Annotated in this window: 15 protein-coding genes; 7 read left to right on the top strand and 8 right to left on the bottom strand. The window is 65.6% G+C overall.

Annotation, left to right across the window (positions count from 1 at the left end):
- The first annotated feature begins 34 nt into the window (after positions 1-34).
- Entirely contained in the window at positions 35-949 is a 915-nt protein-coding gene (locus F9K07_RS04685; RefSeq protein WP_159589859.1) for a mechanosensitive ion channel family protein, read from the top strand.
- Between the two features lie 2 nt (positions 950-951).
- Here the strand turns inward: F9K07_RS04685 and glk are convergent, their stop codons facing one another.
- The 4 genes from glk to F9K07_RS04665 form a co-directional block, all read right to left on the bottom strand.
- Positions 952-1926, bottom strand: a complete 975-nt coding sequence (gene glk, locus F9K07_RS04680) for a glucokinase (RefSeq protein ID WP_159589857.1) — start codon at positions 1924-1926, stop codon at positions 952-954.
- 58 nt (positions 1927-1984) lie between these two features.
- On the bottom strand, positions 1985-2428 hold the full coding sequence (gene trxC / locus F9K07_RS04675) for a thioredoxin TrxC (protein ID WP_159589855.1): 444 nt from the start codon (positions 2426-2428) through the stop codon (positions 1985-1987).
- Positions 2429-2495: 67 nt separating this feature from the next.
- Positions 2496-2690, bottom strand: a complete 195-nt coding sequence (locus tag F9K07_RS04670; protein ID WP_159589853.1) for a DUF2905 domain-containing protein — start codon at positions 2688-2690, stop codon at positions 2496-2498.
- Positions 2691-2692: 2 nt separating this feature from the next.
- Positions 2693-3784: a class I SAM-dependent methyltransferase gene (locus tag F9K07_RS04665; protein WP_159596817.1), complete on the bottom strand. Its 1092-nt coding sequence runs from the start codon at positions 3782-3784 to the stop codon at positions 2693-2695.
- Positions 3785-3925: 141 nt separating this feature from the next.
- On the opposite strand from F9K07_RS04665, the gene F9K07_RS04660 reads away from it, so the two are divergent.
- The 6 genes from F9K07_RS04660 to F9K07_RS04635 all read left to right on the top strand — a co-directional run bounded on the left by F9K07_RS04660 (position 3926) and on the right by F9K07_RS04635 (position 8291).
- Positions 3926-4738, top strand: a complete 813-nt coding sequence (locus F9K07_RS04660) for an SDR family oxidoreductase (RefSeq protein WP_159589851.1) — start codon at positions 3926-3928, stop codon at positions 4736-4738.
- The gene (locus F9K07_RS04655; RefSeq protein ID WP_159589849.1) at positions 4707-5141 is read left to right on the top strand and encodes a dihydroneopterin aldolase; all 435 of its coding nucleotides are present in this window, start codon (positions 4707-4709) and stop codon (positions 5139-5141) included. The genes F9K07_RS04660 and F9K07_RS04655 overlap by 32 nt, the downstream gene beginning before the upstream one ends.
- Positions 5138-5527 (top strand): dihydroneopterin aldolase, encoded by a 390-nt coding sequence (locus tag F9K07_RS04650; protein WP_159589847.1) that lies wholly within the window; start codon positions 5138-5140, stop codon positions 5525-5527. Before F9K07_RS04655 ends, F9K07_RS04650 begins: the two co-directional genes overlap by 4 nt.
- Before the next feature lie 485 nt (positions 5528-6012).
- Positions 6013-6468: an NYN domain-containing protein gene (locus F9K07_RS04645; RefSeq protein ID WP_159589845.1), complete on the top strand. Its 456-nt coding sequence runs from the start codon at positions 6013-6015 to the stop codon at positions 6466-6468.
- A 70-nt stretch (positions 6469-6538) separates the two neighbouring features.
- Positions 6539-6946: a helix-turn-helix domain-containing protein gene (locus tag F9K07_RS32245; RefSeq protein WP_159589843.1), complete on the top strand. Its 408-nt coding sequence runs from the start codon at positions 6539-6541 to the stop codon at positions 6944-6946.
- 1 nt (position 6947) lies between these two features.
- On the top strand, positions 6948-8291 hold the full coding sequence (locus F9K07_RS04635; protein WP_159596816.1) for a type II toxin-antitoxin system HipA family toxin: 1344 nt from the start codon (positions 6948-6950) through the stop codon (positions 8289-8291).
- A 30-nt stretch (positions 8292-8321) separates the two neighbouring features.
- Here the strand turns inward: F9K07_RS04635 and F9K07_RS04630 are convergent, their stop codons facing one another.
- From F9K07_RS04630 to F9K07_RS04615, 4 genes are all read right to left on the bottom strand, one after another.
- Positions 8322-9656 (bottom strand): type II toxin-antitoxin system HipA family toxin, encoded by a 1335-nt coding sequence (locus F9K07_RS04630; RefSeq protein ID WP_159589841.1) that lies wholly within the window; start codon positions 9654-9656, stop codon positions 8322-8324.
- Positions 9653-10111 carry a helix-turn-helix domain-containing protein gene (locus F9K07_RS04625; protein WP_159589839.1) on the bottom strand — a complete coding sequence of 153 codons (459 nt, stop codon included), beginning with the start codon at positions 10109-10111 and terminating at the stop codon, positions 9653-9655. The genes F9K07_RS04630 and F9K07_RS04625 overlap by 4 nt, the downstream gene beginning before the upstream one ends.
- Before the next feature lie 129 nt (positions 10112-10240).
- Positions 10241-11203, bottom strand: a complete 963-nt coding sequence (locus F9K07_RS04620) for a flavin reductase (RefSeq protein ID WP_159589837.1) — start codon at positions 11201-11203, stop codon at positions 10241-10243.
- Positions 11204-11499: 296 nt separating this feature from the next.
- Positions 11500-12576 carry an SDR family NAD(P)-dependent oxidoreductase gene (locus F9K07_RS04615; RefSeq protein WP_236581795.1) on the bottom strand — a complete coding sequence of 359 codons (1077 nt, stop codon included), beginning with the start codon at positions 12574-12576 and terminating at the stop codon, positions 11500-11502.
- Between the last annotated feature and the right edge of the window lie 2 nt (positions 12577-12578).

The raw sequence follows: 12578 nt of genomic DNA, 5'->3' as shown, positions 1-12578 counted from the left end.
ATTTGTTTTTTTTGATCGCAGCACGGAGAAGCACATGCAAGAACAATTCATTGGACTGGTACAGCAATGGTGGGGAGGCATCGGTCTGATCGCCACCGCGCTGCTGCGCATCGTGCTGATCATCGTGCTGGCCTGGATCGTGTCGGCGGTGCTGCAGCGCGCCGTTCGCAACCTGCGCGAACGCATCGCCGGCCGCATCGACGACCGCGAAGCCCACAAGCGCGCCCAGACGCTGGGCCGCGTGTTCCGCTACCTGATCACGGTGGTGGTGAGCCTGGTGGCCGGCATGCTGGTGCTGGCCGAACTGGGGGTGTCGGTCGCGCCCATTCTCGGTGCGGCCGGCGTGGTGGGGCTGGCCGTGGGTTTCGGCGCGCAAAGCCTGGTGAAGGACTACTTCACCGGCTTCTTCCTGCTGCTGGAAAACCAGATCCGCCAAGGCGACGTGGTGCAGTTGGGCGACCACTCCGGCGTGGTGGAAGAAGTGACCTTGCGCTTCGTGCAATTGCGCGACTACGACGGCAACGTGCACTACGTGCCCAACGGCACCATCAGCTCGGTGATCAACATGACGCGCGATTTCAGCTTCGCGGTGATGGACATCCGCATCGCCTTCCGCGAGAGCGTGGAAGACGCCATGGCGGTGATGCAGGACGTCGCCGCGCAGATGCGCACCGACGCCAGCTTCGGCCCGCGCATCCTGGACGACCTGGAGATCGCCGGTGTGAACGAATGGGCCGCATCGGCGATCATCATCCGCTGCCGTTTCCGCACGCTGCCGATCGAGCAGTGGGGCGTCAAGCGCGAGTACCTGCGCCGGCTCAAGGCGGCGTTCGAGGCCCAGGGCATCGAGATCCCGCTGCCGCACCTCACGGTTTACGCCGGCCAGGACAAGAACGGCGGTGCGCCCGCTTTCATGCTCGGCAAGACGGAAGCGCTGGCGGCGGACTGAGATCAGGCATGCGCGTCCAGCGCCAGCGCAGCCCCTAGCAGAGCGGGCGACTGGCGCGCCGTGATCACCCAGACCGGAATGCTGGACAAGTAGCCGGAGAACCGGCCCTTGGCTTCGAAGCGTTCGCGAAAAGGCGAGTCGTCGAACCACGCACCCAACCGCGGGACCACGCCGCCACCGATGTAGACGCCGCCCTGGGAGCCCAGGGTGAGCGCCAGGTTTCCAGCCACCGAGCCCAGCACGGCGCAGAACATGCGCAGCGCTTCCATGGCCTGAGGATGTCCATCCTGCAAGGCCGCGTGGCTCACGCTCGCCGCGTTGACGAAAGCGTCCGCCGCCACGCCGTCTGCCTCGCACAGGATGGCGCAGGTTTCCAGCAACCCCGGCCCGCTGGCCACGCGCTCGGCCGAGGCGTGGCCGTAGCGGCGTGTCAGAGCATCCATGACCAGGCGTTCTCGCGCGGTCTCGGCCGGCAAGGTGACATGACCGCCCTCGCCCGCGATCGGCCGCCACGCGCCTGACCCGTCGGACAACAGCCCCGAGACGCCCAAGCCAGTGCCCGCCCCCACCACGCCAATGGCAGCACCGGTCACGGCCGCGCCGCCGCCGATCTGGCGCAAGTCGTCCGAGGCCAGGTGCGGTACCGCCAGTGCGAGCGCGGTGAAGTCGTTGAGCACACGCAAGTGGGACAGGCCGAGTGCCTCGCGCAAAGCCGCCTGCGAGAACGACCAGTCGTGGTTGGTCATGCTGACGCGGTCGCCGGTCACGGGGTTGGCGATGGCAATGGCGGCCTCGGTGGGCCGGCGGTCAAGGCGGTTCAGGTAAACACCGATCGCCTCGCGCAGGTTGGCGTGCTCGGCCACCGGCAGCACCTCGATGTGTTCGATGGGAGCGCCTGGGCGGTCCTGCCAGGCCATGCGGGCGTTGGTGCCGCCCACGTCGGCCAGCAGACGGCCTGTGTTGAGGGTTGAAGGCATGGTGCGGATGAAACGGTCGGACAGGCCCCGACCATACCGCGTTGGGCACCGCGCGTGTTCAGGCGGGCAGGTGCGCGCGCGCCCAGCGCACGATGTCGGCCGCGCCCATGGCGCCGGGCTGGCGCGCCACTTCGCGCCCGTTCACGAACAAGGCCAAGGTGGGAATGCTGCGGATCTGCAGCCGCGCGCCCAGCGCCTGAGCTTCTTCGGTGTTCACCTTGGCCAGACGCATGCGCGGTTCGAGCTCGCGCGCGGCGGCTTCGAAATGCGGCGCCATCTGCCGGCACGGGCCGCACCAGGGCGCCCAGAAATCGACCAGCACCGGCACCTGCGAACGGGCGATGTGCTTCTCGAAACCCGCTTCGTCCAGCGCCACCGGCTTGCCTTCGAACAGGGGGCGGTGGCATTTGCCGCAGTCCGGCGCTTGGCCCAACGCGTCCTGTGCAACGCGGTTGGTGGTGTGGCAATGGGGGCAGACGATGTGCAGAGGTTCGGGGGTCATGGGGCGCATTCCAACGGCAATGTCTTCAGATGCACGCGCGCGTGCGGATTTCAAGTTGCGGCGGGTGTTAGATCAGGTAACCGATCAGGCTGGCCACCATGCTCAACAAGACGGTGGTGGCAAACGGCAAGAACCATTCGCGCCCGAACGCCTTGAAACGGAAGTCCCCCGGCAGCCGGCCAAAGCCGAGCTTGCGCAGCAGCGGTGTGAACCAGCTGATGAGCAGCAACGCCAGGAAGATGACGATCATCCAGCGGATCATGGTCAGAGCCTGTGCGTGCGGTCGCCCGCCGCAAAACCGATCGGAGCCCACCCGGAACCGCCGCCCGGCACCAGGGCGATGACCTTGAACAGCTCGCCCATCTCGTGCTCGTTCACAAGCTTCTGCATCATCGCGTTCTGCCGCGCGTCGGCGTCTTTCGCCAGGTCGATCAGGCCGCAGTTGAGCAGGAAGCGGCCCTGGCTGGTGTAGCCGGCCACGTCCATGCCCGCCTCCTGCGCGGCCAGCGCCACGCCGGTGAAGTTCACATGAGCGGTGATGTCCTTCTGCCCCACCTCGACCAGGGGGTTGCTGTCGCTGCGGTGCGCGCGGTGGCAGACCAGCGTGCCCATGCTGCGCTGCGGGTGGTAGTACTCGGCTTCGGGGAAACCGTAGTCGATCAGGAAGGCCGCGCCGCGCCGCAGGCGGTCGGCCAGGGTGCGCACGAAGGCCTCGGCCTGGGGATGGATTTCGGTCACGTAGTCGTGCGCGCCGTCCACCTCGAACGGGGGGCGCAGCTCGGTCGCGCGATCGGCCCACACGAAGGCGCCGGCCGCGTCCAGCGCCACCCCGCGTTCGTGCCACACAGCGCCGGTGCGCGCGAGCAGCTGCACCGGCATGGCGTCGAGCACTTCGTTGCCCAGCACCACGCCTTCGATCCGATCCGGCAACACGTCCGCCCATTGCACGATGCCCGCGTGCTGGGCCAAGGTGGTGCGCTGGCGCTCGCGCAAGCTGCCGGAGAGGTCGACGATGGTGTAGCGCCGCAGCGGCTGCCCCAGCGCGGCCAGCGCGTCGATCACCTGCAGTGCCAGCGCGCCGGTGCCGGCGCCGAACTCCCACACCGTGTCCGTGCCGGTGGCGGCCAGCGCCTGTGCCACCTGGCGCGCGAGCGCCTGGCCGAACAGGGGGGTGAGCTCGGGCGCGGTCACGAAATCGCTGCCGCTGTCCGGCATCTGGCCGAACTTGGGCGCTGCGTTGGCGTAGTAGCCCAGGCCGGGTTCGTACAGGGCCAGTGCCATGAAGCGGTCGAACGGCAGCCAGCCGCCGGCCTCGCGGATGCGGTGCCGGATAATCCCCGGCAGTTCGTCCGACATCGATTCGGAATGGGAAGTAGACAAGATGAACAACGAATGGGTTCGAACCTTCGGCGGCGCAAGCGATGTCCGCGCGCCGAAGCCAGCGCCGATTATGCGACCCGCCCCTTGGCGGCCCACCTATCCACCCTCTGTGCCCACATGACCGATCGCGTTCTCATCACCGGTGGCGCCCATCGCCTGGGAGCCGAACTGGTGCGCGCGTTTGCGCAGGCCGGCTGGCACGTCTGGTGCCACTACCAGCATTCGCAGGCAGCGGCACAGGCCCTGCAGACCGAACTGCGGCAAGCGGGCCTGAACGTCGAGACCATTCGTGCCGACCTGGCCCAGGCCGATGAGGTCACGGCCATGATGGCCACGATCGAGCGCGATGCAGGCGCCTTGCATGCCGTCATCAACAACGCCTCCACCTTCGAGCCCGACACCGGCCTCGATTTCGACCCAGCCCTCGCCCGCCAGCAACTCGAGGTCAACCTGATCGCGCCGATGCTGCTCGCGCGCGAACTGGCCCGGCAACAAGTGCGCGCGCCGGGGCAAGACGCCTGCGTGGTCCACGTGCTTGACCAGAAGGTGTTCAACCTGAATCCGGACTACTTCTCGTACACCACGTCCAAGCTGGCCCTGCAGAGCGCCGTCGCGCAGCAGGCCCAGGCGTTGGCGCCGCACGTGCGCGTTTGCGGCGTGGCGCCGGGCCTCATGTACCTGAGCGGCCCGCAGCAGCCGCAGAACTTCGAACGCGCCAGCCGCATCAACCTGCTGCGCAAACCCATCCACCCGGTCGACGTGGCCCAGACCTGCCTGTTCCTGGCCCGCACCCCGTCCATCACCGGCACCACGGTCCACGTGGACTGCGGCCAGCACCTGGTGCCGCTGGAGCGCGACGTGATGTTCGTGGTGGACGACCTCTTCAAGGACCCGGCGCATGCCACCCACCGCCACAAAGACCAGCGCTGACGATCTCGCGGCACTGCAACTCCACTGCCGCAAGCTCTTCCTGCGGCGGCACGAGGTGCAGGTGCAGATGGGCGTGCACGCCTTCGAGAAACAGGGCAAGCAACGCCTGTGGATCGACGTCGAGCTGTACGTCCCGTATGCCCACTCGACCCCGCAGCGCGACCACATCGACGAGGTGGTGGACTACGACTTCGTGCGCGAGGTCGTGGCGCGGCGCATCGCGCAAGGCCACATCGAACTGCAGGAAACGCTGTGCGACGAGCTGGTCGACACGCTGTTGCAGCACCCCGGCGTGCAGGCCGTGCGCCTGTCCACCAGCAAACCCGACGTGTACCCCGACACCCAGGCGGTCGGGGTGGAAGTGTTCCGCATCAAGGCCCTACTCGGCGACGCCACACCATGAAACCCACCCGCTCCGCCACCGCCACCACCGGCACGCAGATCCTCACGCTCAGCGGCCTGCGCTTCAACGCCAACCTGGGCATCCTGGACCACGAGAAGACCGCGCCGCAGCCGATCCAGGTGGACGCCGAGCTCAACCAGGGCATGCAGCCGCTGCTGCCGCACGACGACGACATCAACCACGTGCTCGACTACCGCAAGGTGCGCCAGATCATCATCGACGAGTGCACCGCCGAACACGTGAACCTGCTGGAGAGCCTGATCGGCAAGCTGGCGCGCCGGCTGATGCAACTCCCCGGCGTGATCGGCGTGCGCGTGAAGATCGCCAAGCTGGAGATCTTTCAGGATTGCGAGGTGGCGATCCGGATGGAGAGTGGGCAGTGGTGAGGCACTCGGTGGTGTGACGACAGAAGATCACATGATGCTGGAGCTCATGAATGGTTAACTTACAAGTTAACTATTCCCTATGAATCTCTGGCTGGCCTCCGATCTTTGGAAGGTCCCGCACCCCGCGAGCGTCGAACACATGGTCGACTACGCCGACGCGCGTGCATCCAGTGCAAGGCGGCCCGCCTGGGCATTCTTGCGAAACGCCTTGAAGGCTTTCGAGGCATTGAGGTAAAGTCTGCCCCGCTCACGGAAAACGTGGGTCGGGTGTGAGAACCCGGTGAAAAGTGTTGCGGCCTGAAGGCCGCTGTTATCCGCTGGACCAGCGGCCTTCTTTGTTCGTGCACGCTTTTTGGCGGCTCGGGCGGGAGGCCGCGAGGCCTGCCGGTTTTCGCAAGACTTTCCCGGTTCTCACCCCGTTCGGGCCGCCGCCACTCTGTCACGTGGCGGCGGTTGTCCACCGAACCGAACAGGGGGAAAGCCGCATGCCCAAGCTGGCGCACAAGCAACAGAAGCTCGCCGTGTTGATCGACGCGGAGAACGTCCGCCACCTCAACATCCGCGCCATCCTCCAGCGCGCCGCCTGCTACGGCACCTTGCTCGTCAAGCGCGCGTATGCCGACTGGTCGCTGGCCAAGATGAGCGACTATCGCAACGTCCTCTACGAAAACGCCATCGAGGCGATGCAGGTGGTCTCGTACGCCAAAGGCAAGAACGCGGCCGACATCGCGCTGTGCCTGAATGCCATGGACCTCGTGCACACCGGCCATTTCGACGGCGTGTGCCTCGTGTCCTCCGACAGCGATCTCACGCACCTGGCCCTGCGCCTGCGGCAAGAGGGTGTGCGGGTCTACGGTTTTGGCGAGCGTCAGACGCCACGGGGTTTCGTGATGGCGTGCAGCAGCTTCATCTACACCGATTCGATCGCGGCTTCTCAGTAGTATTGCTGTTATTTGACTTTTATTAGCAGAGCTATTAAATTCATTTTATGAGCAATACTACTATGACACCATGACGCACAGCATCCAATCTCTGCGCACACCTCAACAGCTGGGTCTGCTGCTGCGCTCAGCGCGCAAAGCGCGCCAGCTGACCCAGAGTCAACTGGCTCTTCGCTTGGGCGTAAGTCAAAGCCGTGTGTCCCAGTTGGAACTCCAGCCCAAAGACATGACCTTGGAACAAGTCCTATCCGCCTGCGCGGCTCTGGGTCTGGAGCTGACAGTGGCAGATCGAGCAGGACTGAACACCGAAGTGGCCTCCACCCGCAGAGGATCTTCTCAGACCGCCTTACGCGAAACGTCCGCAGGCAGGTCAGCGAAAACCGCGTCCCCTTCCGTGCCCAGCCCGCGCTTGCGCCGCGAGCAAGCCTCCCTTGCCGCACAGGCTCTTCAGCGCAAGCCCCGCAAAGGTTCTTGGTGATATGGGGCGCCGCTCTCATACGCAGACACTCTCACTGTGGTCCAACGGCCTGCGCGTTGGAAGCTGGTCGATGCTGCGGGACGGATCGGCTCAACTGGAGTACGACCCGGCATGGATGCGTTCACCCAAGGGCCGACCCATCTCGATATCCCTGCCTTTCCTGGTCGGTAACCAGGTGCACAAGGGCCCCACCGTCCTGAACTACTTCGACAACCTTCTGCCCGACAACCCAGACATCAGAAAGCGCCTGGGCAGCCGATTCAAGACCGACTCATTGGAGGCTTTCGACCTGCTCAGGTCGGTCGGCAGAGATTGCGTTGGCGCGTTGCAGATACTGGGCGAAAACGAAGAACCCAAGGATGTCGAACACATCACGGCCACGGCCTTGAGCGAGTTCGAGGTGGAGCATCTCCTGGAACGCGCAAGCTCTGCCTCTGGTTTCGGCCGCGACGATGCCGATGAACACGATTTGCGAATTTCTCTGGCCGGCATGCAGGACAAGACCGCACTGCTGTACTGGAAGGGGAAATGGCGTCGCCCCGAGGGCGCCACGCCCACGACGCACATCCTGAAGATGCCCCTGGGCCCTATCGGACGCAGGCAAGTGGACTTCAGCCGCTCCGTCGACAACGAATGGCTGTGCCTGGCTTTGTTGAGGGCTTTCGGCGTGGACGCTGCGCAGGCCAGCATCGTCGAGTTTGGCAAATTCCGCGTGCTGGCCGTCGAGCGCTTTGACCGCGCGGTGTCCGACAACGGGCGGTGGCTGCTGCGCCTGCCGCAAGAAGACTTCTGCCAAGTCTTTGGCCTTCCACCAGAGAAGAAGTACGAAGCCGACGGCGGACCGGGCATGGAAGACCTGGCATCCGTCCTGCACCAGTCGGCGACGCCCGAGCATGACCTGCAAATGCTTCTGAAAGCTCAGTTGCTGTTCTGGATGCTGCGCGCCACGGACGGCCATGCCAAGAACTTCAGTATCGCGTTGCTCGCCGGAGGCCGTTTTCAGCTCACGCCACTGTACGACGTGATGTCCGCCTGGCCCGTTGTCGGCAAGGGCTCCCACCACTGGCACTCGCGTGACCTCAAGCTCGCCATGGCCCTGAAAGGGAAGAACAAACACTATGCATGTGACCAGATCGCAAGACGGCACTTCAACAGCGCGGCTCGGCACATCCGCTATGCCCAGAACATGGATCACATCGTCGAGGAAACCTTGGCGTCGGTCGAGCTCGCCATCCAAGCCGTAGAGAGCAAGCTTCCCGCCGGTCTCTGCGAGCACGTCACCGAGAAAATATTCGAAGGTCTGCGCTTCAGTGCGAAAAGGCTTGGAGGTCAACCTTCGGTCTGACGATGGCGCGCGCAAGCAGGCAGCACCCCATCACGCTCCCGGATTGCGGCGCACCTTGCGACGCATCAACGAAACCACTGCCGGCACCGAGCGAAAGTGCTCCAGCAAGCGCACCTTCTGCACGTCCTGCAAAGCGCTGTCCTCGATCATGCCCGGCCACGCTTCCACCGCCTTCGCCACGGTGTCGTTCAGCACTTTCTTGAGCTTGGGTTCGAGCATGCCGGTGAGGTTGCACAGGTCGCGCACGAGCGCGGGACCGATCTGGGCGCGCTCGGGCGCACCGGGGAAGAATTTCAGCGCATGGCCGTGACCCTGGATGTAGGCGGCATAGGCCACAACGTCGTAGGCCGGTGACAGCGCCGGCCGCAAGCCATCGGGGTACAGCACGCCGAAGTTCTTCACGTGCGCGTCGTAGTTACCCAGCATCTCGTTGACCATGAGCCGGCGCATGACTTCGTGCATCGCGTCTTCGCCCAGGCCCATGCCCTGGCCCAAGGTGACCAGCATGGCGGCGTAGCTCGCGCGGCCTTGTGGGTCGTTGTACTTGTCGCCCGGCTCGATGCCCAGGATCTGCGCGAAATCTTCGCAATGGATGTGCCCGCCCGCATGGCGATCGAAGCGCTGCACCGCCAGGAACTGCCGGCCCGGTTCGAGCGTGAAGGGCTGGTCCTGCGCCGCGATGTCACGCACCGGCCGCAGCACCGCGCGGCACGTGGTCACACCGGCGGCCCGCGCCAGGCGCAGCGACAGTTCTTCCACCTCGGGCAGCAGGGGATATTCGACCGCGGGCAGCTTGGCAATGATGTGCACGCCGTCGGTGCGGTCGCGTGTGCGGGCTACATAGCGGCCACCCTGCTCCACGAGGCCGAGCTTGGGCTGGATGCCGGAGAGAGACGTGGCCCCTGCCACCGGCGACTCGATCACCGACATCTCCAGTGCATCGTTGTCCTGCGTCACCACCTTGCGCATGGCCTCGCGGTCTTCGGGCAGCGGCCACGCGTAGACGTTGCCCGGCAGGTCTTCGCCGCACATGGCCAGGATTTCCATGTGGTCGTCCGGTGCGCAACCCCGCAGTTGCTCCAGGTGCTTGCGCAACGGCCCTTCGGGCAGCAGGTTCTGGAAGAAGGCCGGCAGCCGTTCGCCCTGGCCGTTGAAGAAGGGTTGCCGGGCGGCATCGGCGAGGAACAGGGCGCGCCCGCGTTCGTTGTCCTGGCGCGCACCCCAGGACAACACGGGCGCCTGCGGGTCTCGCCAGTAGTCGGGGTCGGGCTGCAGGCGCATCAGCGCGCCGGCCCCTTGGCCGTACTGGAACAGCACACCGCAGCGGCGCGCGCCCAAGGTGATGTCGAGGGCGCGGTATCTCATTTGCGTCGACCTACACCGGTGCGCCCGGCGCCCTGGCCTTTCGCACCCGCCACGCCCAAGGCACGCGCATTCATGTCGGCGATCAGCCGCTCCAGCGGTGTGGTGAAGGCCTTGGCACCTGGCTCTTCCAGCAGACCACGCCCTTCGCGCACCATCGGCACGCGGCCCGTTGCAGGTTCACCGGCCGCGGATCCATACCGAAGCGGCGCCTGTTGTGCGGGGGCACGTGCGCCCGCCAGCGAGGCGGCCACCACCTGGGGCACGAGCACCAGTTCCAGCCCCAGTTCAGCGGCCAGGGCCATCAGATTGGTCGCGCGCACCGCCGCTTTGCCCTGCAGCACATGGCGCACCGTCAACGGGGTGAGCCCTGTCCGGGCGGCCAGATCCTTGTAGGTCAGCCCCTTGGCGTGTCGGGCCTCTTCCAACGCTGTCGCAAGTTCGTCGAGGGTTTTCATCGAAAGTTATCCATTCTTTTTAGAAAAAACAATAGAAAACAATATCGATAGTTTAACCACCTTCTAATCAAAATCAATAGAAAACCATACCCCCTTCAGCGTGCACGCTGCGTTTCCCTCGTCCCTCCTTCACCCACGCAGCTTGAAGATCAACTCGTCCAACGCGCCTGTCGCCCCCGCGGCATCGCGCTGTCGCAGGCACGTCACCACCTTGCGGCGCAAGGGAAACAGGTCGGGCCGAGACCGTGCTGGGTTCACGTGCGTCAGCCGCTCGCGCAGCACGGAGGTCATGGTCTGCGCCATCAGGTTCAGCGCTCCGTTGTGGCCGGCCGCGGCAATCGCGGAGAAAAAGCGGCTGGCCGACTCGATGCGTTGGGCTTGGGTGTCGTCCTCGCGATGGCGCTCGATCTCATCGACCGCCGCTTCCACCGCGTCCAGCTCGGTGTCGCTGGCGCGCTCGCACGCAAGGCGCAGCAGCTTGCCGTAGAGCGTGCGGTAGGCCTCGTCGATGTCGGCCGTGCCCAGCTGGCCCTCCACCACCAGCGTGCGCAGCGACTCGGCGAGCATGCGGTACGCGCCCTTGTAGAACACCAAGGCATGGTCGGCGCTGCCTTCGTGCATGTGCTTCACTTCCCCGATGAAGATAAGGTGGTCGCCCGCGTCGTGGCACGCATGCACGCTGCACTCGAAACTGGCCAGGCAGTCGTCGATGACGGGCATCTCCAGCGGCCCGCGGTGCCAGACCACGCCCTCGAACTTGTCGACGATCTTGCTGGAAGCGAAGCGGCCCGACAACGCGTCCTGCTGCTGCGACAGGATGTTGATCGCGAAGCCTTCGGATGACGTGAAGGTGGGCACGAGGCTGCTGGCCTTGCGCAGGCTGAAGAGCACCAGCGGCGGCTCCAGCGACACGGAACTGAAGGAGTTACAGGTCAGGCCTACGGGCTGGCCTTCGGCGTTGTTCGTGGTGATGACGGCCACGCCGGTCGGAAAGCAGCCCAGCAGTTGGCGAAACAGCTTGGGCTCGATGGCGGCGCTGTGGGTCGTCGTCGCACGTTCGGCGACGGTGGCGGTGGCGGTGGCTTCGGTCATGGCATGTCTCCTGGTTTTTTCTGGAACGGCTAGGGCCTGTTCACACTATTTTTCCAAGTGCGAAGGGGTTGAAAACAGCGCCAATCGAGGCGCGGGACGACGGCCAGACTGGACGTCTGGCCTAGGAGTGCAACGAAGAGTGGCGCTGTTTTCAACCCCTTCCCTTCGGGTTGCGGCCCAAAAGGCCATGCGCCGCGTTGCGAAGCCTCGCCGGGCCGCGGGCCCGTCTGCGTTTCGCGCCTTGCGCATGGCATTTTGATCCGCAACGCATCTTGGAAAAACAGTGTGAACAGGCCCTAGTAGAGATTGACCAGCGTGGCCTTGAGGAAGCCGCCGTCGACCACGAGGTCCTGCCCATTCACGTAGGCGGACGCGTCGCTGGCGAGGAAGGCCACTGCGTCACCGATGTCCTGGGGCAACCCGATGCGGCGCGCGGGGATCTTCGAGACGCGGTCGTGCAGTTTCGCCTCGTCGCGGTAGTGCACTTCGGACAAGGGGGTGCGAATCATGCCGGGGCTCACCGAATTGGCGCGCACACCGCGCGGCCCCCATTCCACGGCCATCTGGTGGGTCAAGGCGCACAGCGCGGCCTTGGCGGGTCCGTAGGCACCGGCGCGCGAAGCCACGTGCGCGGTGATCGATGCCACGTTGACGATGCTGCCGGACTGCCGCTCAAGCATCATCGGCACCAGCGCCTTCGCGCAGAGCAAGGCGCCGCGCAGGTTCACGCGGAACACGCGGTCCCACAGCTCCAGTGGAAACGTCTCCAACTTCTCGGGGCCGGTGGTGATCGCAGCGTTGTTCACCAGCACGTCGCAACGGCCGTAGCGCTCGCGCACCAGCGCCACCAGGGCCTCGACCGAGGCAGGGTCGCCGATGTCGCAACGCACGGCCAGCATGCCTTGGACTTCGGTGGGCGGCTCGGCGTAACCGATATCGGCTTGCACCACGAGCGCGCCCGACGCACGCAGGCGTTCGCAGATGCCGGCGCCCAGGCCACCGCCGGCCCCGGTCACCACCGCTACCCGGCCCTTGAACGCCTCGGGCGCAAAGGCGCTCGCCGCGCCAGCGGTCTCGCCCCAGGTGGTGTGGGCACGCACACGGCCTTGTTCATCGAGCCAGCCCTTGCCGGCGGCGTACTGGATCATCGCGTCGAACTGGGCGTCCCACTCGGCGTTGCCCGCTTCGCTGGAGAGGAAGCGCAACACCGAGGGTGTGAGCCGCACATGGTCAGCGCCATCGCGGCTGCCGATGCGGGCGATCGACCGGTCCAGTTGCTGCGGCGGTTGCGGGTCCACCAGCACGTCCAGCTTGTTGAAGACAGAGGGCTCCACCAAGACGATGGTGCCGGCGCCGGTAAGGTGCACACGCATGG

Origin of the sequence: Hydrogenophaga sp. BPS33 (assembly GCF_009859475.1) — a bacterium.
Lineage (GTDB): Bacteria > Pseudomonadota > Gammaproteobacteria > Burkholderiales > Burkholderiaceae_C > Hydrogenophaga.
Note: the sequence above shows the minus strand (reverse complement) of the source record. Positions and strands in the feature narration are given on the sequence as shown.